Below are 21,850 nucleotides of genomic sequence, written 5' to 3'. Positions count from 1 at the left end.
GAGCTATTATGGAATGGTATCTCCCCGTGATCTGGGCCGGCGTGATCGGCTCCGCCGTAATGCTCTACGTCATCCTCGACGGCTTCGACCTCGGCATTGCCATCCTGTTCCCGACGACGAAGGACGAGGGCGAGCGCGACCAGATGATGAATTCGGTCGCGCCGTTCTGGGACGGCAACGAGACCTGGCTGGTGCTCGGCGGCGCCGGGCTCTGGGTCGCCTTCCCCTATGCCTATGCCATCATCATGCCGGCCTTCTACATCCCGGTGATCCTGATGCTGCTGGCGCTGATCTTCCGTGGCGTCGCCTTCGAATTCCGCTGGGTGGCCAAGCCCCATCACAAGGTCTGGGACCTCGCCTTCTGGGCAGGCTCGACGCTCGCTGCCTTCGCGCAAGGGCTGATCCTCGGCGGATTGCTCCAGGGCGTGAAGGTCGTCGACAAGCAGTTCGCCGGCGGCCCTTTCGACTGGCTGACGCCGTTCACGGTGATGTGCGGCATCGGCGTCGTCATCGGCTATGCCACGCTCGGCGCGACCTGGCTGGTCTACAAGACGGAGGGGCCGGTGGCGGAGCGAGCGCGCCGGCAGGCAAAGGCACTGCTGCTGGGCCTGCTCGCCTTTGCGGTGCTGGTTTCGCTCTGGACGCCCTATGCGCATCCACGCATCGCCGCGCGCTGGTTCACGCCGTCCAACCTGATGCTGCTCTGGCCGCTTCCGGTGCTGACCGCGATCTGCGGCTACTTCGCCTGGAAGCGGCTGCACGGCGCGCATGAGTTCACGCCCTTCGCCCTCACGATCGCGATCTTCGTCCTGTGCTTTCTGGGGCTCGCGGTCTCGAACTATCCCCATCTGGTGCCGCCCGATCTGACGATCTGGGACACGGCAGCGGCGCCGAGCTCGCATATCTTCGTGCTGATCGGCGTCAGCTTCCTCCTGCCGACGATCCTGTTCTACACCGCCTTCGTATACTGGACCTTCCGTGGCAAGGTCAGGATCGACAGCGGCTACCACTGAGTGGAACCCCCGCGGTCAGGTTGCGTTCAGGAGCGGTTTGCAAAGACGACTTGAGTTCCCCGCATCTCCCGGCGAGATTGCGGGGGAACTTCGCCGGGGATGCCTTCATGCAATGGGAAGATTACCGCCAGTCCGATAATCTCGAGGACAGGCGCGGCAGTGGTGGCGGCGGCGGCTTCGCCGGCATGCCCGGCGGGCGCGGCGGCGTCGGCATCGGCACGATGGTGGTGCTCGGCCTGCTCGGCTGGGCGCTCGGCATTGATCCGCGCCTGCTCATCGGCGGCGCCGAACTGATCGGCGGCATCGGCGGGCGCGAGCAGACGCAAGAGACGCGCCGCTCCTCCGGCCCGCCGGAGGACCAGATGGGTCGCTTCGTCTCGGCCGTTCTGGCGCAGAACGAGGACATCTGGTCGAAGCTTTTGCCGCAGCAGGCCAATACCCGCTACCAGCCGCCCCGGCTGGTCCTGTTCTCCGGCGTCGACCGCTCGGGCTGCGGCACCGCGCAATCGGCGATGGGGCCGTTCTATTGCCCGGTCGACAAGAAGGTCTATCTCGACACCTCCTTCTTCCAGGAAATGCAGCGCAAGCTCGGCGGCGGCGGCGATTTCGCCTACGCCTATGTGATCGGCCACGAGGTCGGCCATCACATCCAGAACCTGCTCGGCATCCTGCCCAAGGCCAACCAGATCCGCGAGCGCTCCTCCGAGCGCGACGCGAACGCGATCTCGGTGCGAATCGAATTGCAGGCGGACTGCTTCGCCGGCGTCTGGGCGCATAACGTCCAGGCGATGGGCCGTATCGACCAGGGCGATATCGACCAGGCGATGCGCACCGCCTCCGCCATCGGCGACGACAAGCTGCAGAAGGCGGCGCAAGGCACGGTCGTGCCCGATTCCTTCACGCACGGCTCCTCGGCGCAGCGCATGAAGTGGTTCACCACCGGCTTCCAGTCAGGCTCGATGCAGAGCTGCGACACGTTCCGGAATCAGGTGTAGCGCCTCTCAACGGCGCCGGAGGTGCCGGGGTCGCGGGCGGTCACCACCGCCTCGTCCCGCTGGCTGGTCGTTCCGACCGGGCGTCCAAAACAAATCGGGCCCGAACGGGCCCGCGACTTCCTGAGAATGCCGTGCGGAGGGCTGCATCCAGCCCTCCGCTTGGTTTTCGTGGAGAGGCTAGCTCCAGAATCCTTCCTGATGTTCGCGAGGCGAGAACGTATCTTCGTCCTCCCGTTGCTCCTCGCGCTTGTCCTCGTCGCGCTCCGCGTCGAGCGCAGAACAGGAATCGTGCCGTTCCAGCATGGATCTCTCCTTTCGATGTCTGAGGGAGGTGCTTCAGGCAACCGTCTACATATGAACTTATGCTGCAGCGCACAAGTTCCCGCACGAAATTCCTTCTGCCATGCGCTTCAGGCATATCGCCTTCGGCGGCGTAACATCCCTCCAGGCAGCTAGCTTGCGCGCTCCCGCAGGACCGGCAGCCGCACCGGCGCCCGGTCGAGACGACCGGTCAGCGCGACCGCCTTGGGCATAACAAGCCCCGCGGCGAGCCCGCGACCGGGCAGCGAGAACATGAGCCGTTCGCGCAAGGACGCAAACACCCCTTCCAGGGGAATCAGGGCCGGCTTTGCCGCCGCGACCAGCAGATGGCGCTCCACCGCCTGGACCCAATGAGCCTGCGGCACATCGCCGGATTCGAACAGGACGAGGCGGTCTCCCCGTGCATGGGCTGCGCCTTCCTGCCAGGCTTGCTCATGGCTCGCGCGGAGATAGCGGGCGCCGGTGGCGTCGGCAGCGCGCTCGGTCTCGGGCGCACCGACCGTGTCGACGAGCACCGCATGGCCGAGAAACCCCTCCGCGACCGCTGGAATCAGAACAGCCAGGGTCGCTGCAAGCGCCTGCTGGGAACCATCGCTGCGGATCACGGCCGTGAGCATAAGCGAAATCCTATGCCGCAACGCAGCATGCCACAATCCCGCCGCTTGCCTTTTGTTCTCTATATGTTCACTCTACATGAGACCAGAAGGCGCCGATTCCCGGCGCGCGACACGGTTCGACAGCCATGCCTCAGGCCAGACCCACCTCACGGCCCTTCCCGGCAGCCCAGCCCCTGCGGCGGCTCGACCGGGAGCCGAGCGTCTCGGCGCCGGTCGTCGCACCCGCCGATCCGATGGCCTATATCGGCCATCAGATCGATCCCGACAGGCGGCGCGGACGCGGTGCCACGATCAATCCCGGCGGCCGCTACGAGGCCGAGCAGCGCGTCGCCGAGGACGACGGCTGGGGGTCGCTGGAGGAACTCCCGCCGTTCTCGACCGAGATCGCCTATGAGAAGGCGCGCACCATCATCACGCGCAACGACTCGCCCGATATCTCCTTCGACCGTTCGATCAATCCCTATCGCGGCTGCGAGCATGGCTGCGTCTACTGCTTCGCCCGGCCGACCCATGCCTATCTCGGCCTGTCGCCGGGGCTCGATTTCGAAAGCAAGCTGACGGCGAAGCCCGATGCGGCGGCGCTGCTAGAAAAGGAGCTCTCCTCCCCCTCCTATCAGCCGCGGACGATCGCGATCGGCACCAATACCGACGCCTACCAGCCGATCGAAAGGAAGCTCCGGATCATGCGCCAGATCCTGGAGGTGCTGGCAAAGTTCAATCACCCCGTCGGCATCGTCACGAAATCGGCGCTGGTCCAGCGCGACATCGATATCCTCGCGCCGATGGCGGAGAAGGGACTGGTCAAGGTCGCGCTCTCGGTGACGACGCTCGATCCGAAGACCGCACGCGGCATGGAGCCGCGCGCCGCCTCGCCAGCCAAGCGGCTGGAGACGATCCGCAAGCTCTCCGAGGCCGGCATCCCGGTCACGGTGCTGGTCGCGCCGATCGTCCCGGCGATCAACGAGCACGAGATCGAGCGCATCCTCGACGCGGCGAAGGCAGCAGGCGCCGAGGCAGCCGGCTATGTCCTGCTCCGGCTGCCGCTCGAAGTGCGCGACATCGTGCAGGAATGGCTGCTGACGCATCATCCCGACAAGCTCCGGCATGTAATGTCGCTGATCCGCTCGACGCGCGGCGGCAAGGACTACGATTCGCAATGGGGCCAGCGCATGGTCGGCTCCGGCCCCTATGCCTGGATGATCGGGCGACGCTTCGAGATGGCGGCCGAACGCATTGGCTTCAACACGACGCGGCGCCGGCTGCGGACCGATCTCTTCGTGAAGCCGGAGAAGGAGAAGGCGCAGTTGAGTTTGTTCTGAGGCGTTGGGCGGCTGCTCTCGCCGTCATGCTCGCCCTTGTGGCGAGCATCCACGCCTTGGACACCGCATCGTAGGAAGGAAGACGTGGATGGTCGGGACAAGCCCGACCATGACGATCAAACGCGATTGCGTGGAGCGAGGAAAAGACGGCTCTGGCCCCGCGCTGTGCTCTGCTGCATAACCCCGCCATGCCCGCCGATTTCAACCGCGAGACATCCGCCATTGCCAACGGCCGCTGGCCGCTGGCCGGCATCGACGAGGTCGGACGTGGGCCGCTGGCCGGCCCGGTCGTGGCGGCCGCCGTGATCCTCGACCCCGAGCGCGTGCCTGATGGACTCGACGATTCGAAGAAGCTCTCGGCTGCGATCCGCGAAGAACTCTTCGGCGAAATCATGGAACGGGCGCTGGCCGTCTCCGTCGCCAGCGTGACGGCCGTCGAAATCGACGCCATCAACATCCGCCAGGCGACGCTGCTGGCGATGCGCCGGGCCGTCGCCGGCCTGCCGCTGGCACCGCTGCATATCCTGGTCGACGGCAACGACCCGCCGCAATTCGCCTGTTCCTGCGAGGCGATCATCCAGGGCGACGGGCAGATCGCCTCGATCGCGGCAGCGTCGATCATCGCCAAGGTGACGCGCGACCGGATGATGGCGCGGCTGTGCAAGCGCTATCCGGATTATGGCTTCTCCAGCCATGTCGGCTATGCGACGCCGCAGCATCGCAAGGCAATCACCGCGCACGGCCCCTGCCCGGAACACCGCTATTCCTTCGCGCCGGTGAAGGGCGTGTGGTTCCGGTAGGCCGCGGCCTCGCGCGTCGTTCCTCGGTGGGGAGGAAGCCTCTGTCCGACCTCCGTGAGCTCGGCCGTATTTCACTCCGTCATGCTCGCCCTTGTGGCGAGCATCCACGTCTTGAACACCGCCCTTGCTGAAGGAAGACGTGGATGGCCGGGACAAGCCCGACCATGACGGGAAACACGGCTCCCGGACCTCACCGAACACCCTCGAAAGCTGCCCTTACGGCAGCCTGAGACGTTAACCGCCGTTTACGAATTTCTCTTGATTGCCAATGGGCTAGGCAAAATCTGCAGCCCCAGAATGGGACGCATTTTTTTCAAAGCGGAAACCCGACCTTTACCCTGTCCGACCAAGATCGCCCTCGTTGAAGTTGCGTAACGGTCTTGGTGTCATGGGTGTTTTGCGTACCGGGACCGCCAGTGCTCCCGTCCGGATTCAGGTTTCGCGTACCGGACGGCCTGCACTGGGGGCTCGGATGAAGGCCAAAGGCCTTCCCGAACATATCGGCGCTCCGCGGGAGCTGCCGCTCGATCAGATTCTCGTAGGCGACTGCGTCGCGGCGATGAACGCACTGCCACCGGCAAGCGTCGATCTCATCTTTGCCGACCCCCCCTATAACCTCCAGCTCGGCGGCGATCTGCGCCGGCCCGACGACAGCCTCGTCGATGCCGTCGACGACGACTGGGACAAGTTCGCCTCCTTCTCCGATTACGACCGCTTCACCCGCGACTGGCTTGCGGCCGCGCGGCGCGTGCTGAAGCCGGACGGGGCGCTGTGGGTGATCGGCAGCTACCACAACATCTTCCGCGTCGGCGCGACGCTGCAGGATCTCGGCTTCTGGATGCTGAACGACATCGTCTGGCGCAAGGCCAATCCGATGCCGAATTTCCGCGGCCGGCGCTTCACCAACGCGCATGAGACGCTGATCTGGGCGGCGCGCGGCGAAGCCTCCAAATACACCTTCCATTACGAGGCGCTGAAGGGCGGCAATGACGACCTTCAGATGCGCTCGGACTGGTACCTGCCGCTCTGCACCGGCGACGAGCGCCTGAAGGACGACAGCGGCGCCAAGGTGCATCCGACACAGAAGCCGGAGGCGCTGCTGGCCCGCGTGCTGCTCTCGGCCTCCAATCCCGGCGACGTCATCCTCGATCCGTTCTTCGGCACGGGCACGACCGGCGCCGTCGCCAAGGCTCTGGGCCGCCATTTCATCGGCCTCGAGCGCGACCCGGTCTATGCCAAGGCAGCGCGCGAGCGCATCGCGGCGGTGACGCCGCTGGCGCCGGAAGCGTTCTCGACCGCGCCCTCCAAGCGCAGCGAGCCGCGCGTGCCCTTCCTCAGCCTGGTCGAGGCCGGGCTGGTGAAGGCCGGCGAGACCGTCCATGACGAGAAGCGCCGCCACAAGGCCGTGATCCGCGCCGACGGCACGCTGATCCTCGGCCCGGCCGTGGGCTCGATCCACAAGGTCGGTGCGCTGGCGCAAGGCCTGCCAGCCTGCAACGGCTGGACCTTCTGGCATGTCGAGCGCCAGGGCGGGCTGACCGTGCTCGACGCGCTGCGCGGCGAGATCAGGGCGCAGATGGCGGCGGCCTGAACCGCCGGCCTCGCGCCCCCTGCCCTATCGTCATATGTTCGAAGGATGCGCGTTCGCCACCGGCGCGCGCATCCTGAACATAGGACAGCGAGGGCGGCAGCATGGCGACGATCCTCAAGAACGGGTCCCGCGGACCCGAGGTCAAGACGCTTCAGGAAGCGCTGAACGCGAAACTGAAGCCGATCCCGAAGCTCGTGCCCGATGGCCAGTTCGGCACCATGACCCACAACGCGGTCCTTGCCTTCCAGCGCAAGAACTGGCTGGTCGAGGATGGTCAGGCCGGGCCGGCCACACAGGCCTGCCTCTACGATACCGAGGCCTTCGCGCCGATCCTGCACAATGTTCCCTTCATCGCGCAGCCGACCAACACGACCTGCTGGGCGACCTCGACGGCGATGATGAAGAAATCGACCGTGCCGATCATCATCGCCAGGACGCCGCCGGACATGATCGCCTCCGATGGCGGGCTGCTGAACTCCTCCGAAAGCGACCAGGCGATCGTGACCGGCCAGCGCTATGGCCGCATCCATGGGCTGCGCTGCAACGCGCCCCAGTCCTGGTCGGTCGAGCAGCTCAGGCAGGCGGTCGCCCGTGGGCCGCTGATGTTCGACATGCTCTGGCGTGTCGACGAGTACACGGCCGGTCGCGGCAGCCCCGGCCACATGATCGTCATCGTCGGCATGCGCGGTGACGGCAATCCTGACGGCACCGGCACGACGCTGCGCATCCACGATCCCTGGCCGCCGAACCGCGGCAAGATCTATTCGAAGGGCTATTTCAAATGGTCCGTCGAACTGCCGACGATGACCTATCGCGTCTTCGAGCTATAGAGCCCGGCGCGCTCGACGACCTTCAGCATGAGGCTCGGCAGCGGTTCACCGGCGAGGTTCGCCAACTTGGTGAAACGCATCCCGGCCGGGGCCTGCGTGCGCTCGGGAACGCTGCCTGTGAACACCGTCAGTTCCAGCGGGAAATGCGTGAAGACATGGCGGACCGGTTCCACGACCTGGGTCCAGCTCAGCGGCAATGGCGCGTCCTGCGCGGCGCCGTCGAGTTCGTAATCGGCCCGCCATTCGCTGGTCGGCACCTCGGCCATGCCGCCGAGTAGGCCCTTGGCCGGTCTGGTGCGCAGCAGGATCGCGCCATCCGCACGCGCCAGCACGAAGGCCGCGCCGTAGCGTGTCACTCCGGCCTTCTTCGGCGCCTTGCGCGGAAAACTCTCCTGCATGCCGGCAATCCTGGCTTGGCACGGCTCGCGCCAGGGGCAGAGGCCGCAGGCCGGACTGCGCGGCGTGCAGATCGTGGCGCCGAGATCCATGAGCGCCTGGGCGAAATCGCCCGGCCGATCGTGCGGCAGCAGCGCCAGAACCCTCTCGCGAATCAAGGACCGGGCGCCGGGCAATTCGTCCGCGATCGCGAAGAGACGGGTCATCACGCGCTCGACATTGCCGTCGACTGCCGCAGCCGGCCGGTCGAAGGCGATCGCCGCGACGGCGCCGGCCGTATAGGCGCCGATGCCCGGCAGGGCGCGCAAGCCCTCCTCCGTATCCGGGAAACGGCCGCGATGGTTCTCCATCACCGCCTGGGCGCAGGCATGGAGATTGCGGGCGCGCGAATAATAGCCGAGCCCGGCCCAGGCCTGCATGACCTCTTCCGAAGGCGCCTCGGCGAGAGCCTGCACTGTCGGAAAGCGGGCCATGAAGCGCTCGTAATAGGGCTTCACCGCCGTGACCGTGGTCTGCTGCAGCATGATCTCGGAGGCCCAGACGCGATAGGGATCGGGCCGTTCACCCGCAACCGCACGCCAGGGCAGCGCGCGGCGATGGCGGTCGTACCAGGTGAGAAGATCGGCGGCGCGGGCCTCGGAGGTCATGATCCGGATGTAGCGCAGCCATGGGTGACCGCAAGCGGCTTCATGCACCGCTTGCAGGCGACCGTGCCCGCGCCCACTATAAAGCCATGTCCGCCAAACCCCTCGCAGAGCTGATCGACGACTGCATCGCGCCCGCGCTCGCCGCGCAGGGTTTCGCGGGACGCGCCATCGTCTCGCTCTGGCCGGAGATCGCAGGCGAGCGGCTGGCGGCGCGCTCGCGCCCGCTCAAGATCGACTGGCCACGGCGCCGCCCGGCACCGGGCGAGGCTTCCGAGCCGGCGACCATGGTGGTGCGGGTCGAAAGCGCCTTCGCGCTGGAGATGCAGCAGCTCGGGCCATTGCTGGTCGAGCGCGTCAACACCCATCTCGGCTGGCGCGCCGTCGGCAAGCTCGTACTCAAGCAGGGGCCGGTCGCGGCGCCCGTCATGTCGAAGCCGGTGCCCAAGCTGGACGGAGCGACTGCTGCCCGCGTCGAGGCTCAGGTTGCCGGCGTCGCCGACGAGGGCCTGCGCGAGGCGCTGGCCCGGCTTGGCCGGGCGGTGGCGCTCAACGCGAAAACGCGAGGCGATGACACGGCTTCGTGAGCAGCGCGGTGCGCAGCAGGATGCGCTCTTGCCACAATCGCACTGACCACTATAGCTCCAAGCGACTTTGACCTTCCGAGGATCTTTCACGATGACGAACAGGCGACAGCTCCTGACCGGCGCAGCCGGCATCGCCGCTGCCGCGCTCGCCGGTGGTAACGCCGCGCGGGCCCAGACCAAGCTGCCCGATGCCGGCCCCCTCGGGGACGTCTGGCTCGGCCCGGCCGATGCCAAGGTCACCATCGTCGAATATGCCTCGATGACCTGCTCGCATTGCGCGCATTTCCACGAGACGACCTGGCCGGAGCTGAAGAAGAAATACATCGACACCGGCAAGGTGCGCTTCACGCTGCGCGAATTCCCGCTCGATCCGCTGGCGACGGCCGGTTTCATGCTCGCCCGCTGCAACGGCAACGACAAGTATGTCCCGATGACGGACCTGCTTTTCGCGCAGCAGCGCAACTGGGCCTTCACCGACAAGCCGGTCGACGCCCTCTCCGCGCTGGTGAAACAGGCCGGTTTCACACAGGAATCCTTTGAAGCCTGCTTGAAACGCCAGGACATCTATGACGCCGTCACGGTGGTGAAGGATGGTGGGGCCAAGGCTGGCGTGGATTCGACGCCGACCTTTTTCATCAATGGGCAGAAGCGATCCGGTGCGCTCACGATCGCCGAATTCGACAAGATCCTGGAGCCGCTCCTCGGCAATTGAGGCGGCGGTTTTCGCGCGCGATCCCTTCTCCCCTCGGGGGAGAAGGTGGCAGCGCGAAGCGCTGACGGATGAGGGAAGCACGGGCCGGGCAGCGCGAACCGCCCCTCACCCGTCTGCTACGCAGACACCTTCTCCCCCGAGGGGAGAAGGAAGAATAGCGGCGCGCCCATGCATCTGACGCGCCTCAAGCTCGCCGGCTTCAAGACCTTCGTCGAGCCGACCGAGTTCCTGATCGAGCCCGGGCTGACCGGCGTCGTCGGTCCGAACGGCTGCGGCAAGTCCAATCTCGTCGAAGCGCTGCGCTGGGTGATGGGCGAAAGCTCGTTCAAGAACATGCGCGGCTCGGGGATGGACGACGTCATCTTCGGCGGCTCGAACGAGCGCCCGGCCCGCAACATGGCCGAGGTCTCGCTGACCCTCGACAACAGCGACCGCAAGGCGCCGGCCGCCTTCAACGAGGCCGATGTGCTGGAGGTCACGCGCCGGATCGAGCGCGAGGAAGGCTCGACCTACCGCATCAACGGCAAGGAGGTGCGGGCCAAGGATGTGCAGCTCCTCTTCGCCGATGCCGCGACCGGCGCGCGCTCGCCGGCCCTCGTCCGGCAGGGACAGATCAGCGAGATCATCTCGGCCAAGCCGCAATCGCGCCGGCGCATCCTTGAGGACGCCGCCGGCATCGCCGGCCTGCACAGCCGTCGTCACGAGGCGGAGCTGCGCTTGCGCGGCGCGGAAGACAATCTGACCCGGCTGGAAGACGTGCTCGGCGAGATCGACGGGCAGATCGACGCCCTGCAGCGTCAGGCACGGCAGGCCGGGCGCTATCGCAGCCTCGCTTCCGATATCCGCCGGGCCGAGGCGACGCTCGCCGTCATCGCCCTGCACGACGCCCGCGCCCAGGAGGCGCAGGCCACGCATGTGCTGGAAGAAGCGGTGCGCGGCGTTGCCGACCAGACCGGGCTCCAGGCCGAGGCTGCCAAGCGACAGGCCATCGCCGCGCACGAATTGCCGGCCTTGCGCGAGGGCGAGGCGACGGCCGCCGCCGCTCTGGTCCGGTTGAAGCGCGGGCTGGACGAGCTCGAAGCCGAGAACAGGCGTGCCCGCCAGCGCACTGAGGAACTCGGCAAGCGCCTCGCCGAATTGCAGGCTGACCTGTCGCGGCAGGAGAGCATCGGCCGCGATGCTTCCGACAGTCTCGCCCGGCTGGCGGAAGAGGATGCCGCGCTTGCGGGCGAGAACGACGGCGCCGCAGGGGATGCCGAAGCAGCGGCAACGACGCAGCGGGAGGCGGAAGATGTGCTCGCCGCAGCCGAGGCAGAGCATGCTTCCGCCCAGGCGGGATTGTCCGAACTCACCGCGCGGCGCGATGCGCTGGAGCGCTCGGTTCGAGAGGCCGGCGAACGTCGCGACCGGGCGACGGCCGAACAGGACAAGCTGCGCCGCGAGCAAACTGCGCTCGATGCGTCCGACACCAAGATTGCGTTGGACAGGCTGCGCGAAGCGGTGGCTGCAGCGGAAAAGGCAGCACTGGCGGCCGAGGCCGGGACCGTTTCGGCTCGGAACGCCGTCGCGGCGGCGCGCGAGCGCGAGACGGAATTGCGCGCACCGCTTGCCGAGGCGGATCGGCGCGCGCAGCGGCTCGACACCGAGATCGGCACGCTGCGCAAGCTGCTCGCTCCGGCCGCCGGGGATCGCTGGCCGGCGGTCCTCGACGCGATCAGCGTCGCGAAGGGCTACGAGATCGCGCTCGGCGCGGCGCTGGGCGATGATCTCGACGCCTCCGCCGAGGCGAATGCGCCGGCGCATTGGGACGATACGGGCCCCGGCACCGGCGACCCGGCTTTACCTGACGGCATCGAATCCCTGCTCGGCCATGTCGAGGCTCCGGCCGCGCTGCAGCGGCGCCTCGCCCAGATCGGCGTGGTCGCGCGCGGGGCTGGCGAGGCCGCTCGCCTGCAATTGAAACAGGGGCAGGTCCTGGTTTCGCGCGAAGGCGATCTCTGGCGCTGGGACGGCTTTACCAGCGCCGCGGATGCCCCTTCCCCTGCGGCGCGGCGCTTGTCGGAGAAGAATCGCCTCGGCGATCTCGAAAAGGAGGCGAAGGCCGCGCGCTCAGCCGCCGAAACAACCCGCAAGGCCCTGGAAACCGCAGGGACTGCGGCACGCGCTGCCGCACAGGCCGAAACTGTCGCGATCGAAGCGACGCGGCAGGCCCGGCGGGTCGTCGATCAGGACCGTCAGCACCTGGCCAGCGCCGAACACAAGGCTGCCGAGACGCTGGTGAAGCGCTCGACGCTGGCCGAGGCGATCAAGCGGCTGGGCCAGGCGGTTTCCGAAGCGACAAGCCTGACCGCGACCCATGAAGCCGGGCTTGCCGCCCTGCCCGCTCCGGCGGAGCTTGAAAACACGCTGCTCAAGGCCCGCGTGCAGCTCGGCGAGCGCCGCTCGGCTGCCTCAGATGCCCGCGCACGCGTGCAGACGCTGGCGCGGGAGGTCGAATTGCGCAGCCGACGCCGCGCCGGGATCGCCGCCGATATCAAGGCTTGGACGGAACGTGCCGCTGCGAGCCGGCACAGCGCGGAAGAGACTGCGCGCCGGATCGAGGCCGCCCGCGCCGAGCAGAAGACACTTCTCGAAGCGCCCGACACCTTCCTGATCGAACGGCGGCGCCTCGTCGCCGAGATCGAGCAGGCCGAGGCAGCGCGCCGGGAGGCGGCCGACAGGCTCGCCGCCGGCGAGACGACCCTGGCAGAGGCTGATCGGCAGGCCCGCATCGCGCTCGAAGGCCTGTCCAGCGCCCGCGAGCGGCGCGCTTCGGCCGAAGCGCGGCTCGAGGCCGCCCGCCAGCGCGTCGCCGACATCATCAGGCAGATCGAGGATGGTCTCGATACCGGTCTCGACGGGTTGCAATCGATCGCCGGCATCAAGCCGGGCGATCCGCTGCCGGAGCCGGAAGCGGTCGAGCGGCGGCTCGCCAATCTCAAGGGCGAGCGCGAACGGCTCGGCGCGGTCAACCTGCGCGCCGAGGACGAACTGACCGAGGTGAAGGCCAAGCGCGAAGGGCTTGCCGGTGAGCGCGACGACCTGACCGAGGCGATCCGTCGCCTGCGGCAGGCGATCGGGGCGCTGAACCGCGAAGGCCGCGAGCGATTGATCGCTGCCTTCGATATCGTCAACGGCCATTTCCAGCGGCTGTTCGGCGTGCTGTTCGGTGGCGGCGAGGCCGAGCTCAGGCTGGTGGATTCGGAAGACCCCCTCGATGCCGGGCTGGAGATTTTCGCGCGGCCACCCGGCAAGAAGCCGCAGGTGATGACGCTGCTCTCCGGCGGCGAGCAGGCGCTGACCGCGACCGCGCTGATCTTCGCGGTGTTCCTGACCAATCCCTCGCCGATCTGCGTGCTCGACGAGGTCGACGCGCCGCTCGACGATGCCAATGTCGAGCGCTACTGCGACCTGCTCGTCGACATGGCCCGCAATACCGAAACCCGCTTCATCCTGATCACGCACAATCCGATCACCATGGCGCGGATGGAGCGCCTCTTCGGGGTGACCATGGCGGAACGCGGGGTGAGCCAGATGGTATCGGTCGACCTCGCGACGGCAGAGCGCATCCGCGAGGCCGGGTAAAAGCGAGATGCGCCGTCATGCTCGGGCCTGACCCGAGCATCTCAGGCCGAAGGAGGCTCCCAAGGTCTCTCGTCCCGAGATTCTCGGGGCTGCGCTCCGCTTCGCCCGAGAATGACGGCCTGGCTGTTGTGCTGCTTTGCTCACGAACGCCTTGGGAAAACCCGCCGACGCCGCTGAAAAAATGCCACATTCGCTCCCGCAATGCGGCGAGATTGTCGCACTTTGCCAGAATTTATATATATTCCAATGCGTTAGACATTATCCCCCTGTCTTGACAGCGCCGGGGGCTGCCAATAAAGGAGGCCGTGCTGACGACGGCTCGATGCGCGGGTTTGGTCGTGGTTATAGTGGTTTTTCGCGGGATCGCGACGTAAACGCGATCAAGACGGAGGCCAAGACCATGTCCGAACCCGACCCAAACGCCTCAGACTCGGAGTTGCGCGCAAGACTGGGTTCCCTGAAGACCGCGATCAAGCGGGCGGAAGAGAACGAAAAGCCGGGCGCGAGCCCGGTTGGAGAGGACAAGGCGCTTGCGGGCGCGATGTCCTCAGGCTTTCGCGCCGCGACGGATCTCGCAGGTGGCATCATCGCAGGCGCCCTGATCGGGTACCTCGGCGACCGGTGGCTGGGAACCTCTCCGTTCCTGCTGATCGCCTTCATGGTGATCGGAACCATCGCGGGCTTCAGATCCGTCTATCGGCTCGGTTCGCGTCCGACCTCCGGGTCGAAGGGCGGTCCGAAGGACAATTGATCGAAAGGCGGCCATCCAGGCCGCGCGACGAGGAACGAGACCATGGCGGCCGGCGGCGGAATCGATCCGATCCACCAATTCCACATCGCTCCGATCGTGGAGCTGAAGCCGTTCGGCATCGACCTCTCCTTCACCAACACCTCGCTGTGGATGGTGATCGTGCTCGCCGTCGTTTCCGCCATCATGATCTATGGCTCGAGCCAGCGTGCGGTCGTCCCCGGCCGCCTGCAGTCGCTCGCCGAGATGGCTTATGAGTTCGTCGCATCGACGATGACGGGCGTGATGGGCAAAGACGGCCTGAAATTCTTCCCGTTCGTGTTCTCGCTGTTCATGTTCGTGCTGGCGAGCAATCTGCTCGGCCTGCTGCCCGGCTCCTTCACCGTCACCAGCCAGATCATCGTCACCGCCGCCCTGGCGCTGCTCGTCATGACGATTGTGGTGGTCTACGGCGTCGTGAAGCATGGCAGCCATTTCTTCGGCCTGTTCGTGCCGTCGGGCGTGCCCGGCTGGCTCCTGCCCTTCATGGTGCTGATCGAGGCCGTCTCCTTCCTGTCGCGCCCGGTTTCGCTCTCGCTTCGTCTGTTCGGCAACATGCTCGCCGGCCATATCGCGCTCAAGGTCTTCGGCGGCTTCGTCGTCGTGCTGCTGGGCTCGGGTGCTGCGCTGAACTACGCCATCGCGCCGCTGCCGCTGCTGCTGGCGGTTGCGCTGACGGCGCTCGAGGTCATCGTCGGCATCCTGCAGGCCTATGTCTTCGCGATCCTGACCTGCGTCTATCTCAACGACGCGCTGCACCCCGGCCACTGAGGCCAGGGGCAGCGCTCGCGAGAGTTCATCCCACCCGTCAAAACCTTCCACACTGGAGAAACACCATGGATCCTGTTGCAGCCAAGTTCATCGGCGCCGGCCTCGCCTCGCTCGGCATGGGCCTCGCCGCCATCGGCGTCGGCACCATCTTCGGCAACTTCCTCTCGGGCGCTCTGCGCAACCCGTCGGCCGCCGACGGCCAGTTCCCGCGCGCGTTCATCGGCGCGGCGCTCGCCGAAGGTCTGGGCATCTTCGCGTTCGTCGTCGCGCTCGTGCTGCTCTTCGTGGTCTGACGCTTTCGTCGACCGCTTTCTCGTCGCGCGTTCGGGCCATTCCGGCCGACGCGCGACGGTTCCGTATCTTAAGCGCTGAAAGGCACGCTATGCCGGTTCGATCTTCAGGGTTCGCGCGACAAGGATGGCTTCTGGCTGTCGGCTCGTTCGCCACTCTGGCGGCGGGTGCGGCGCAGGCTGCCACTCCGGGCCTGAGCGGCGAGAAGGCTTCCTTCCCGCCCTTCGACCCCGCGCACTTCGCCAGCAACCTGTTCTGGCTCGCCGTCACCTTCGCCGCTCTCTACTGGCTGATGTCCAAGGTCGCGCTGCCGCGCCTCGGCTCCATCCTGGAAGAGCGCGCCGAGACGATCGGCCGGGATCTCGACCAGGCCACGCAGATGCAGGCCAAGGCCGAGGACATGGCGCAGGCCTATGAGAAGGCCCTCGCCGAAGCGCGCAAGAACGCCCAGGGCATCGCCCAGACGGCGCGCGAGGCCGGCGCCAAGGCGAGCGACGCCCAGCGTCACGCCACCGAGGCCGAGCTTGCCGCCAAGATGGCGCAGGCCGAGGCGACCATCGCCAAGACCAAGACCAAGGCGATGGGCAACGTGCGCGATCTCGGCAGCGACATCGCTGTCGCCATCGTCGCCAAGCTGACCGGTCAGGCTCCCAGCGCCAGCGAGGCGTCGGCGGCTGTCGACCAGGCCCTGACGCACGGCTGAGGAGAGTTCAAATGGATACTTTCTGGGTCGGCGTCGCGCTCGTCATCTTCCTTGCCATCCTGGTCAAGTTCGGCGTGCCGGGCGCGATCGTGAAGGCGCTCGACTCGCGTGGCGAGAAGGTCGCGCAGGAGCTGGCGGAAGCCCGCCGCCTGCGTCAGGAGGCCGAGAAGCTGCTCGCCGAATACGATGCCAAGCGCAAGGCTGCCGAGGCCGAAGCTGCCGAGATCGTCTCTTCCGCCAATAGCGAGGCCAAGCGTCTCGCGGCGGAAGCCGAAGCCAAGCTTGCCGACTTCGTCGCGCGCCGCACCAAGGCGGCCGAGGAGAAGATCGCCCAGGCTGAGAGCCAGGCCGAGGCCGAGGTTCGCGCCGCGGCTGCGGAGGCCGCCACCAAGGCCGCCGAGACCATCCTGCGCGGCCAGATGGCCGGCAAGGCTGGTGAAGCCGCCTTCGCGGCAGGGCTGACCGAGGTCAAGGCCAAGCTCAACTGAGCCTTGAGCCGATTGCTCAATCAATCGACGCCGCGCCCGCAAGGACGCGGCGTTTTTCTTTGCCCCTCTCCTGCCGGAATCCCGATGCGGGATGCGGGCCGTCACCGCCGTCTGCCGTGCATCAGCGCCCCCAGGAGTTTCGAGATGATCGGCCGCCTTGCCCGTGTGCTCATCGCGATCGTCTCCGTCGCTGCGGCAGCAGGCCCTGCGAACGCCTTCGAGAAAGTGGCGTTCCCTTCGCGCGATTCGGTTGGTCTCGTGGGCTGGCTGGCGCGGCCGGCTGGAGCAGGTCCCTTCCCGGTCGTCATCGGCCTGCATGGCTGCGCCGGGCTCTACAGGCGCTCGGGCGAGATCAATATCCGCGAGAGCGACTGGTCGAAGCGCCTCAACCGCTCCGGCTATGCCGTGCTTCTCGTCGACAGCTTCGGGCCGCGCGGCATCAAGGCTTTATGCAATGACCGCGAGCGCGCGCTGACGCCGGCAGGCCGTGCGCGCGATGCCTTCGCCGCCATCGACTGGCTGGAGAAACAGGATTTCGCCGCCAAGCAGCCCATCGCGCTGATCGGCTGGTCGAATGGCGGCTCGACGGCTTTGCGCATTGCGGGCGTGCCTGAGGCCAAGCGCCTGCGTCATGTCATCGCCTTCTATCCCGGCTGCCGCGTCATCCTGAAGCGCGGCTGGCAAGCGCAGACCGATACCGCGATCTTCCAGGGCCTTGCCGACGACTGGACGCCGGCCGCCCCGTGCGAGGAGCTCGCCCACGGCGGCGGGGCGCGCTTCGTCGGCTTTCCCGGCGCCTATCACGATTTCGACCATCCGAGCCTGAAACTGCGCGAGCGCAAGGCTGCCTATTCGCAACGGCCAGACGGCATGGTCACGATCGGCAGCGACCCGAAGGCGCGTGCGGCGGCGATCGACGCGGTGATGGCGATCCTGAAGCGCCCCTGAGCGGCGTCAGTTGCTGGCGGTCGCCGTCGCTGCCGGCGGATTGCCCGAGGCTGCTATCGGCGCCGCCACAGGCCTTGCCGGCGGGATCACCGCCGCCTTCGGCTTCGGCTTGCGGGCCTGGATCGTCGAGGTGACGATGCCTTGCGGCGTATCCAATCCATAGATGTCGTCGCGGAACTGGACCTGGCCGTCGGCGCCCTGCCAGCCGGTGAGATAGACCCATGCGACCGGGACCGACTTCTTCAGCGTAATGTTCTTGCGCTCGCCCTTGGCGATCTCGTCCTCGATCGACTGGCGGGTCCATTCCGAGCCTTCCAGCAGCCAGGCGGCGAGGTCGCGGACGCCCTCGATGCGGGCGCAGCCGGAGGAGTTGAAGCGAACGTCGTTGCGGAACAGCGTCTTCTTCGGCGTGTCGTGCATGTAGACAGCTTCGCTGTTGGGCATGTCGATCTTGAGCTGGCCGAGAGAGTTGGTCGGCCCCGGCTCCTGTCGGACGTAGAAATAGGGGCTCTTCAGCGTCGCCCAGTTGACGCTCGCCGGGTCGATTTCCTTGTTCTCGGCGCCGAGCAATTTCATGTTCGACTTGGCGATGAAGCCCGGATCCTTGCGCATATGCGGGATGATGTCGGCCTTCACGATCGACATCGGCGCCGTCCAGTAGGGATTGAGGTTCACCGAGGTGATATTGGCCTGGATCACCGGCGAGGGCCGGTCCGGGCGACCGACGATGGCGAGGTGGCGCTGGGCGACCGTGCCATTCTCGACCGCCTCGACGCTGGCGCCGGGGATGTTCACCACGACATAGCGGCTGGCGAAGTTGAAGCCGTTGCCCTTGAGCCGCTCCAGCGTCGCGGTGAGCTGGTTCAGACGCGATTCGACCGGCGTGTTCATCGCCTTCAGGGTCAGGCGTCCGACCGTTCCGAGATCCGACAGGCCGTGCCGACGCTGGAAGCGCTTCACCGCCTCGGTCACGTTGGCGTCATAGACGTCGCCGGCGATGGCCTCGGATGCGAGATCGCCGCTGGCGAGCAGACGCTGCTTCAGAACAGTGACATCCGGCCCTTGCGAATCCGGCTTCAGCGCGGTGACGCTCGCCGGCACCTTGGGCCAGCCGCCGCGATTGGCGACGTCCTCATGGGCGATCAGCGCCTCGAGCGTGCGGTCATAGGTGTTGGGGCCGTAGCTCGGCTCGTTGGCACGCACGAGCGCCGTCGAGGCCAGCAGAGCCGCAGCCGCAAGAGCGAGGATGGAGGGACGCGCAGACATGAAAACCCCCGGGCCGCAGAGAGCGGCACCGGGGGATCATTCCGCGACATGGTCAAGGAATGCTTAAGAAGCGATCAGCATCCTTCACCATGCTGACGAATGCCGTCAGCATGGCGGGAGGCGCCTTACTCCGCCGCCTGGGCCGGAGCCGGCTTTTCCCATTTCAGCACCGGCGAGCGGGCGGCGCGGGTCTCGTCGAGGCGGCGGATCGGGGCGTGATGCGGGGCGCTGGTGAAGCGCTCCTTGTCATTGCCCTTGGCCGCGATGGCGAGGTCGCGCAGCGTCGCGATGAAGAGGTCGAGCGCCGCTTTTGATTCCGACTCGGTCGGCTCGATCAGCATGGCGCCATGGACGACCAGCGGGAAATACACCGTCATCGGGTGGTAGCCCTCATCGATCATCGCCTTGGCGAAATCGAGCGTCGAGACGCCCGAGCCCTTCAGCCATTCGTCGTCGAACAGCACCTCGTGCATCGAGGGATGGTCCGGGAAGGGCAGCGACATCAGGTCGGCAAGGCCGGCGCGGATATAGTTCGCGTTCAGCACCGCATCCTCGGAGGCCTGGCGCATGCCGTCCGAGCCGTGGCTCAGCATGTAGGCGAGCGCGCGGACATACATGCCCATCTGGCCGTGGAAGGCGGTCATCCGGCCGAAGGGCTTGTTGCCCGCCGGCGCCTCACCGCGCGACTCGACCAGATGCGGCTTGTCGTTCTCGACATGGATGAAGGGCACCGGCGCGAAGGGCGCCAGACGCTCGGAGAGCACGACCGGGCCGGCACCGGGACCGCCGCCGCCATGGGGCGTCGAGAAGGTCTTGTGCAGGTTGATATGCATCGCGTCGACGCCGAGATCACCGGGCCGAGCCTTGCCGACGATGGCGTTGAAGTTGGCGCCGTCGCAGTAGAAATAGGCTCCGGCCTCATGCATCGCCGCGGCGATCTCGACGATCTGCGGCTCGAAGATGCCGCAGGTGTTCGGGTTGGTCAGCATGATCGCAGCGATGTCCGGCCCGAGCAGGGCCTTGACGTCCTCGACCGCGACGGTGCCATCCGGACGGGCCGGAACCGCCTTCACCGAGAAGCCGATCAGGGCCGCGGTGGCCGGATTGGTGCCGTGGGCCGATTCGGGGACGAGCACGACGTTGCGGGTCGCGCCCTCGCCCTTCGCCGCGATGGCAGCCTTGATCGCCATCATGCCGCAGGCCTCGCCATGGGCGCCGGCCTTCGGTGACAGCGCCACGGCCGGCATGCCGGTGAGCGTCATCAGGTAGCGGGCGAGCTCCAGCATCAGTTCGAGCGCGCCGGGCACGCTCGAGGTCGGCTGGAGCGGGTGCACGTCGGAGAAGCCCGGCAAGCGCGCCACCTTCTCGTTAAGGCGGGCATTGTGCTTCATCGTGCAGGAGCCCAGCGGGAAGAGCCCGGTATCGATGCCGTAGTTCTTCTGGCTGAGGCGCACATAGTGACGCATCGTCTCGGGCTCGGAGAGGCCGGGCAGGCCGATCTCGCCCTGGCGGGCATGCTTGCCGAGGCGCGACTTGAACGGCGCCGGCTTGTCGATGTCGACGCCGGTCGCCTCGTGATGGCCGATCTCGAAGATCAGCGGCTCGATCTGCTGCAGAGCCTTGTTGCCGGTGAAGGTGAGGTGCTCTTCATGCGAGGCCTCGCCGGCCTGGGTGGGACGTCCCTGACGGTTCAGCATCACAGCACCTCCACGAGCGCTGCCACGAGGGCCGCCCGGTCTTCATCGGTATTCACCTCGGTCGAGGCGATGATCAGCAGGTCATCGAGCCCGGCCTTGGGCAGGAGCCGCGAGACGGGAACGCCGGCCAGGATGCCCTTGGCGGCGAGAACCTCGACGACCTCGGCGGCCGGCTTCTTCAGCTTCACGGTGAATTCGTTGAAGAAGCTGTCGTTGAGCACGGTGACGCCTTCGACGCCCGCGAGCGCGTCAGCAAGCTTCACGGCATTGGCGTGGTTCACCTCGGCGAGACGGGCCAGGCCGGTCTGGCCGAGCAGCGTCATGTGGATGGTGAAGGCCAGCACGCAGAGGCCGGAATTGGTGCAGATGTTCGAGGTCGCCTTGTCGCGGCGGATATGCTGCTCGCGGGTCGAGAGCGTCAGCACGAAGCCGCGCTGGCCGGTCGAATCGACCGTCTCGCCGCAGAGCCGGCCCGGCATCTGGCGGATATATTTCGACTTGGCGGCGAAGAGGCCGACATAGGGGCCGCCGAAGTTCAGGGCGTTGCCGATCGACTGGCCCTCGCCGACGACGATATCGGCATCCTGCGCGCCCGGCGGCACGACGGCGCCGAGCGAGACGACTTCGGTGAAGACCGCGATCAGCAGGGCACCATGGGCATGGGCCTTCTCGGCGATCGGCTTGAGGTCGCGCAGGTTGCCGAAGACGTCCGGCGACTGGACGACGACGCAGGAGGTGCTGTCGTCGATCTGGGAAAGGATATCCTCTTGGGCCGAAACGTCGGGCTTCAGGACGACGACCTCGTCACTGGCCATCTCGGAGAGGGTCTCGACGACCGCGGTGTAATGCGGGTGCAGGCCGCCGGAGAGCACGGCCTTGCGGCGCTTGGTGACGCGATGCGCCATCAGCACGGCCTCGCCGGTGCCGGTCGAGCCGTCATACATCGAGGCGTTGGCGACCTCCATGCCGGTCAGCGCGGCGACCTGGGTCTGGAACTCGAAGAGATATTGCAGCGTGCCCTGCGCGATCTCGGGCTGATAGGGCGTGTAACTGGTCAGGAATTCCGAGCGCTGGATCAGGTGATCCACCGTCGCCGGGACATGGTGCTTGTAGGCGCCGGCGCCGACGAAGAAGGGCACGGCCGAGGCGGCAGTGTTCTTGCCGGCCATCCTGCCGAGGATGCGCTCGACCTCGAGCTCCCCCTTGGCGCGGGGCAGATCGACCGGAGCCTTCAGCAGCTTGCCGGCCGGCACGTCGCTGAACAGCGCGTCGACATCGGAGACGCCGATCCGCGCGAGCATGTCCTCGCGGTCGGTATCGGTGAGCGGGAGATAGCGCATGAGGTGTTTCCGTTTCGGGGTGTCATCCCGTGCGCGCCGCGGCATGAAATGCCGCTGCGCAGACACGGGACCGTGCGACGAGAAGGCGCCTTGTCCGGATGACGGTCCCG

21 protein-coding genes are annotated in these 21,850 nt (G+C 67.0%); 15 read left to right on the top strand and 6 right to left on the bottom strand.

Annotation, left to right across the window (positions count from 1 at the left end; all coding sequences use genetic code 11):
* Positions 1 to 8: 8 nt before the first annotated feature.
* The gene (gene cydB / locus FHT98_RS19130; RefSeq protein WP_142114947.1) at positions 9 to 1,013 is read left to right on the top strand and encodes a cytochrome d ubiquinol oxidase subunit II; all 1,005 of its coding nucleotides are present in this window, start codon (positions 9 to 11) and stop codon (positions 1,011 to 1,013) included.
* A 107-nt stretch (positions 1,014 to 1,120) separates the two neighbouring features.
* Positions 1,121 to 2,008 (top strand): KPN_02809 family neutral zinc metallopeptidase, encoded by an 888-nt coding sequence (ypfJ, locus tag FHT98_RS19125; protein ID WP_113585551.1) that lies wholly within the window; start codon positions 1,121 to 1,123, stop codon positions 2,006 to 2,008.
* 177 nt (positions 2,009 to 2,185) lie between these two features.
* Here the strand turns inward: ypfJ and FHT98_RS26665 are convergent, their stop codons facing one another.
* Together FHT98_RS26665 and FHT98_RS19120 are read right to left on the bottom strand one after the other, a co-directional pair.
* A complete protein-coding gene (locus FHT98_RS26665; RefSeq protein ID WP_282568654.1) occupies positions 2,186 to 2,311 on the bottom strand; it encodes a hypothetical protein in 126 nt (41 codons plus the stop codon).
* Positions 2,312 to 2,460: 149 nt separating this feature from the next.
* Positions 2,461 to 2,946 carry a hypothetical protein gene (locus FHT98_RS19120; protein ID WP_142114946.1) on the bottom strand — a complete coding sequence of 162 codons (486 nt, stop codon included), beginning with the start codon at positions 2,944 to 2,946 and terminating at the stop codon, positions 2,461 to 2,463.
* Between the two features lie 233 nt (positions 2,947 to 3,179).
* Between FHT98_RS19120 and FHT98_RS19115 the strand changes: the two genes are divergently transcribed.
* From FHT98_RS19115 to FHT98_RS19100, 4 genes are all read left to right on the top strand, one after another.
* A complete protein-coding gene (locus tag FHT98_RS19115) occupies positions 3,180 to 4,265 on the top strand; it encodes a PA0069 family radical SAM protein (protein ID WP_082617202.1) in 1,086 nt (361 codons plus the stop codon).
* Between the two features lie 188 nt (positions 4,266 to 4,453).
* Positions 4,454 to 5,065 carry a ribonuclease HII gene (gene rnhB / locus FHT98_RS19110; RefSeq protein WP_142114945.1) on the top strand — a complete coding sequence of 204 codons (612 nt, stop codon included), beginning with the start codon at positions 4,454 to 4,456 and terminating at the stop codon, positions 5,063 to 5,065.
* A gap of 388 nt (positions 5,066 to 5,453) precedes the next feature.
* Complete coding sequence (locus FHT98_RS19105; protein WP_142114944.1) at positions 5,454 to 6,656, top strand: site-specific DNA-methyltransferase; 1,203 nt, start codon at positions 5,454 to 5,456, stop codon at positions 6,654 to 6,656.
* A 101-nt stretch (positions 6,657 to 6,757) separates the two neighbouring features.
* Positions 6,758 to 7,486, top strand: a complete 729-nt coding sequence (locus tag FHT98_RS19100; RefSeq protein ID WP_061964835.1) for a peptidoglycan-binding protein — start codon at positions 6,758 to 6,760, stop codon at positions 7,484 to 7,486.
* Here the strand turns inward: FHT98_RS19100 and mutY are convergent.
* Positions 7,465 to 8,529 carry an A/G-specific adenine glycosylase gene (mutY, locus tag FHT98_RS19095; protein WP_142114943.1) on the bottom strand — a complete coding sequence of 355 codons (1,065 nt, stop codon included), beginning with the start codon at positions 8,527 to 8,529 and terminating at the stop codon, positions 7,465 to 7,467. The genes FHT98_RS19100 and mutY overlap by 22 nt on opposite strands.
* 86 nt (positions 8,530 to 8,615) lie before the next feature.
* Here mutY and FHT98_RS19090 point away from each other — a divergent pair, with 86 nt between their 5' ends.
* From FHT98_RS19090 to FHT98_RS19050, 9 genes are all read left to right on the top strand, one after another.
* Complete coding sequence (locus FHT98_RS19090; RefSeq protein ID WP_142114942.1) at positions 8,616 to 9,113, top strand: DUF721 domain-containing protein; 498 nt, start codon at positions 8,616 to 8,618, stop codon at positions 9,111 to 9,113.
* 91 nt (positions 9,114 to 9,204) lie between these two features.
* Positions 9,205 to 9,825 (top strand): DsbA family protein, encoded by a 621-nt coding sequence (locus FHT98_RS19085; protein ID WP_142114941.1) that lies wholly within the window; start codon positions 9,205 to 9,207, stop codon positions 9,823 to 9,825.
* 168 nt (positions 9,826 to 9,993) lie between these two features.
* A complete protein-coding gene (locus FHT98_RS19080; RefSeq protein WP_142114940.1) occupies positions 9,994 to 13,449 on the top strand; it encodes a chromosome segregation SMC family protein in 3,456 nt (1,151 codons plus the stop codon).
* Positions 13,450 to 13,585: 136 nt separating this feature from the next.
* A complete protein-coding gene (locus FHT98_RS19075) occupies positions 13,586 to 14,200 on the top strand; it encodes an AtpZ/AtpI family protein (protein ID WP_142114939.1) in 615 nt (204 codons plus the stop codon).
* A 42-nt stretch (positions 14,201 to 14,242) separates the two neighbouring features.
* The gene (locus FHT98_RS19070; protein ID WP_061964843.1) at positions 14,243 to 15,007 is read left to right on the top strand and encodes a F0F1 ATP synthase subunit A; all 765 of its coding nucleotides are present in this window, start codon (positions 14,243 to 14,245) and stop codon (positions 15,005 to 15,007) included.
* A 65-nt stretch (positions 15,008 to 15,072) separates the two neighbouring features.
* Positions 15,073 to 15,300, top strand: a complete 228-nt coding sequence (locus FHT98_RS19065; protein ID WP_038360954.1) for a F0F1 ATP synthase subunit C — start codon at positions 15,073 to 15,075, stop codon at positions 15,298 to 15,300.
* An 89-nt stretch (positions 15,301 to 15,389) separates the two neighbouring features.
* Positions 15,390 to 16,001 (top strand): F0F1 ATP synthase subunit B family protein, encoded by a 612-nt coding sequence (locus tag FHT98_RS19060; protein WP_082617070.1) that lies wholly within the window; start codon positions 15,390 to 15,392, stop codon positions 15,999 to 16,001.
* A gap of 11 nt (positions 16,002 to 16,012) precedes the next feature.
* The gene (locus FHT98_RS19055) at positions 16,013 to 16,489 is read left to right on the top strand and encodes a F0F1 ATP synthase subunit B family protein (RefSeq protein WP_142114938.1); all 477 of its coding nucleotides are present in this window, start codon (positions 16,013 to 16,015) and stop codon (positions 16,487 to 16,489) included.
* Between the two features lie 144 nt (positions 16,490 to 16,633).
* Complete coding sequence (locus FHT98_RS19050) at positions 16,634 to 17,437, top strand: dienelactone hydrolase family protein (protein ID WP_185745218.1); 804 nt, start codon at positions 16,634 to 16,636, stop codon at positions 17,435 to 17,437.
* 6 nt (positions 17,438 to 17,443) lie between these two features.
* Here the strand turns inward: FHT98_RS19050 and FHT98_RS19045 are convergent, their stop codons facing one another.
* From FHT98_RS19045 to gcvPA, 3 genes are all read right to left on the bottom strand, one after another.
* The gene (locus tag FHT98_RS19045; protein WP_142114936.1) at positions 17,444 to 18,703 is read right to left on the bottom strand and encodes a L,D-transpeptidase family protein; all 1,260 of its coding nucleotides are present in this window, start codon (positions 18,701 to 18,703) and stop codon (positions 17,444 to 17,446) included.
* Positions 18,704 to 18,828: 125 nt separating this feature from the next.
* A complete protein-coding gene (gene gcvPB, locus FHT98_RS19040; protein WP_142114935.1) occupies positions 18,829 to 20,400 on the bottom strand; it encodes an aminomethyl-transferring glycine dehydrogenase subunit GcvPB in 1,572 nt (523 codons plus the stop codon).
* Complete coding sequence (gene gcvPA / locus FHT98_RS19035) at positions 20,400 to 21,740, bottom strand: aminomethyl-transferring glycine dehydrogenase subunit GcvPA (protein WP_091855889.1); 1,341 nt, start codon at positions 21,738 to 21,740, stop codon at positions 20,400 to 20,402. The genes gcvPB and gcvPA overlap by 1 nt, the downstream gene beginning before the upstream one ends.
* Positions 21,741 to 21,850: the final 110 nt, after the last annotated feature.

It is taken from the genome of Allobosea sp. AK1 (assembly GCF_006714945.1).
In the GTDB taxonomy this organism is placed as follows: Bacteria; Pseudomonadota; Alphaproteobacteria; order Rhizobiales; family Beijerinckiaceae; genus Allobosea; species Allobosea robiniae.
Note: the sequence above shows the minus strand (reverse complement) of the source record. Positions and strands in the feature narration are given on the sequence as shown.

Bases quoted from the DNA above. Each gene is read 5' to 3' on its own strand.
- FHT98_RS19070 (WP_061964843.1), top strand. From the start codon at position 14,243: ATGGCGGCCGGCGGCGGAATCGATCCGATCCACCAATTCCACATCGCT.
- FHT98_RS19055 (WP_142114938.1), top strand. From the start codon at position 16,013: ATGGATACTTTCTGGGTCGGCGTCGCGCTCGTCATCTTCCTTGCCATC.
- FHT98_RS19105 (WP_142114944.1), top strand. From the start codon at position 5,454: ATGGGTGTTTTGCGTACCGGGACCGCCAGTGCTCCCGTCCGGATTCAG.
- gcvPA (WP_091855889.1), bottom strand. From the start codon at position 21,740: ATGCGCTATCTCCCGCTCACCGATACCGACCGCGAGGACATGCTCGCG.
- FHT98_RS19100 (WP_061964835.1), top strand. From the start codon at position 6,758: ATGGCGACGATCCTCAAGAACGGGTCCCGCGGACCCGAGGTCAAGACG.
- FHT98_RS19050 (WP_185745218.1), top strand. From the start codon at position 16,634: ATGATCGGCCGCCTTGCCCGTGTGCTCATCGCGATCGTCTCCGTCGCT.
- cydB (WP_142114947.1), top strand. From the start codon at position 9: ATGGAATGGTATCTCCCCGTGATCTGGGCCGGCGTGATCGGCTCCGCC.
- mutY (WP_142114943.1), bottom strand. From the start codon at position 8,529: ATGACCTCCGAGGCCCGCGCCGCCGATCTTCTCACCTGGTACGACCGC.
- FHT98_RS19115 (WP_082617202.1), top strand. From the start codon at position 3,180: ATGGCCTATATCGGCCATCAGATCGATCCCGACAGGCGGCGCGGACGC.
- FHT98_RS19090 (WP_142114942.1), top strand. From the start codon at position 8,616: ATGTCCGCCAAACCCCTCGCAGAGCTGATCGACGACTGCATCGCGCCC.
- gcvPB (WP_142114935.1), bottom strand. From the start codon at position 20,400: ATGCTGAACCGTCAGGGACGTCCCACCCAGGCCGGCGAGGCCTCGCAT.
- ypfJ (WP_113585551.1), top strand. From the start codon at position 1,121: ATGCAATGGGAAGATTACCGCCAGTCCGATAATCTCGAGGACAGGCGC.
- FHT98_RS19065 (WP_038360954.1), top strand. From the start codon at position 15,073: ATGGATCCTGTTGCAGCCAAGTTCATCGGCGCCGGCCTCGCCTCGCTC.
- FHT98_RS19045 (WP_142114936.1), bottom strand. From the start codon at position 18,703: ATGTCTGCGCGTCCCTCCATCCTCGCTCTTGCGGCTGCGGCTCTGCTG.
- FHT98_RS19120 (WP_142114946.1), bottom strand. From the start codon at position 2,946: ATGCTCACGGCCGTGATCCGCAGCGATGGTTCCCAGCAGGCGCTTGCA.
- rnhB (WP_142114945.1), top strand. From the start codon at position 4,454: ATGCCCGCCGATTTCAACCGCGAGACATCCGCCATTGCCAACGGCCGC.
- FHT98_RS19085 (WP_142114941.1), top strand. From the start codon at position 9,205: ATGACGAACAGGCGACAGCTCCTGACCGGCGCAGCCGGCATCGCCGCT.
- FHT98_RS26665 (WP_282568654.1), bottom strand. From the start codon at position 2,311: ATGCTGGAACGGCACGATTCCTGTTCTGCGCTCGACGCGGAGCGCGAC.
- FHT98_RS19080 (WP_142114940.1), top strand. From the start codon at position 9,994: ATGCATCTGACGCGCCTCAAGCTCGCCGGCTTCAAGACCTTCGTCGAG.
- FHT98_RS19060 (WP_082617070.1), top strand. From the start codon at position 15,390: ATGCCGGTTCGATCTTCAGGGTTCGCGCGACAAGGATGGCTTCTGGCT.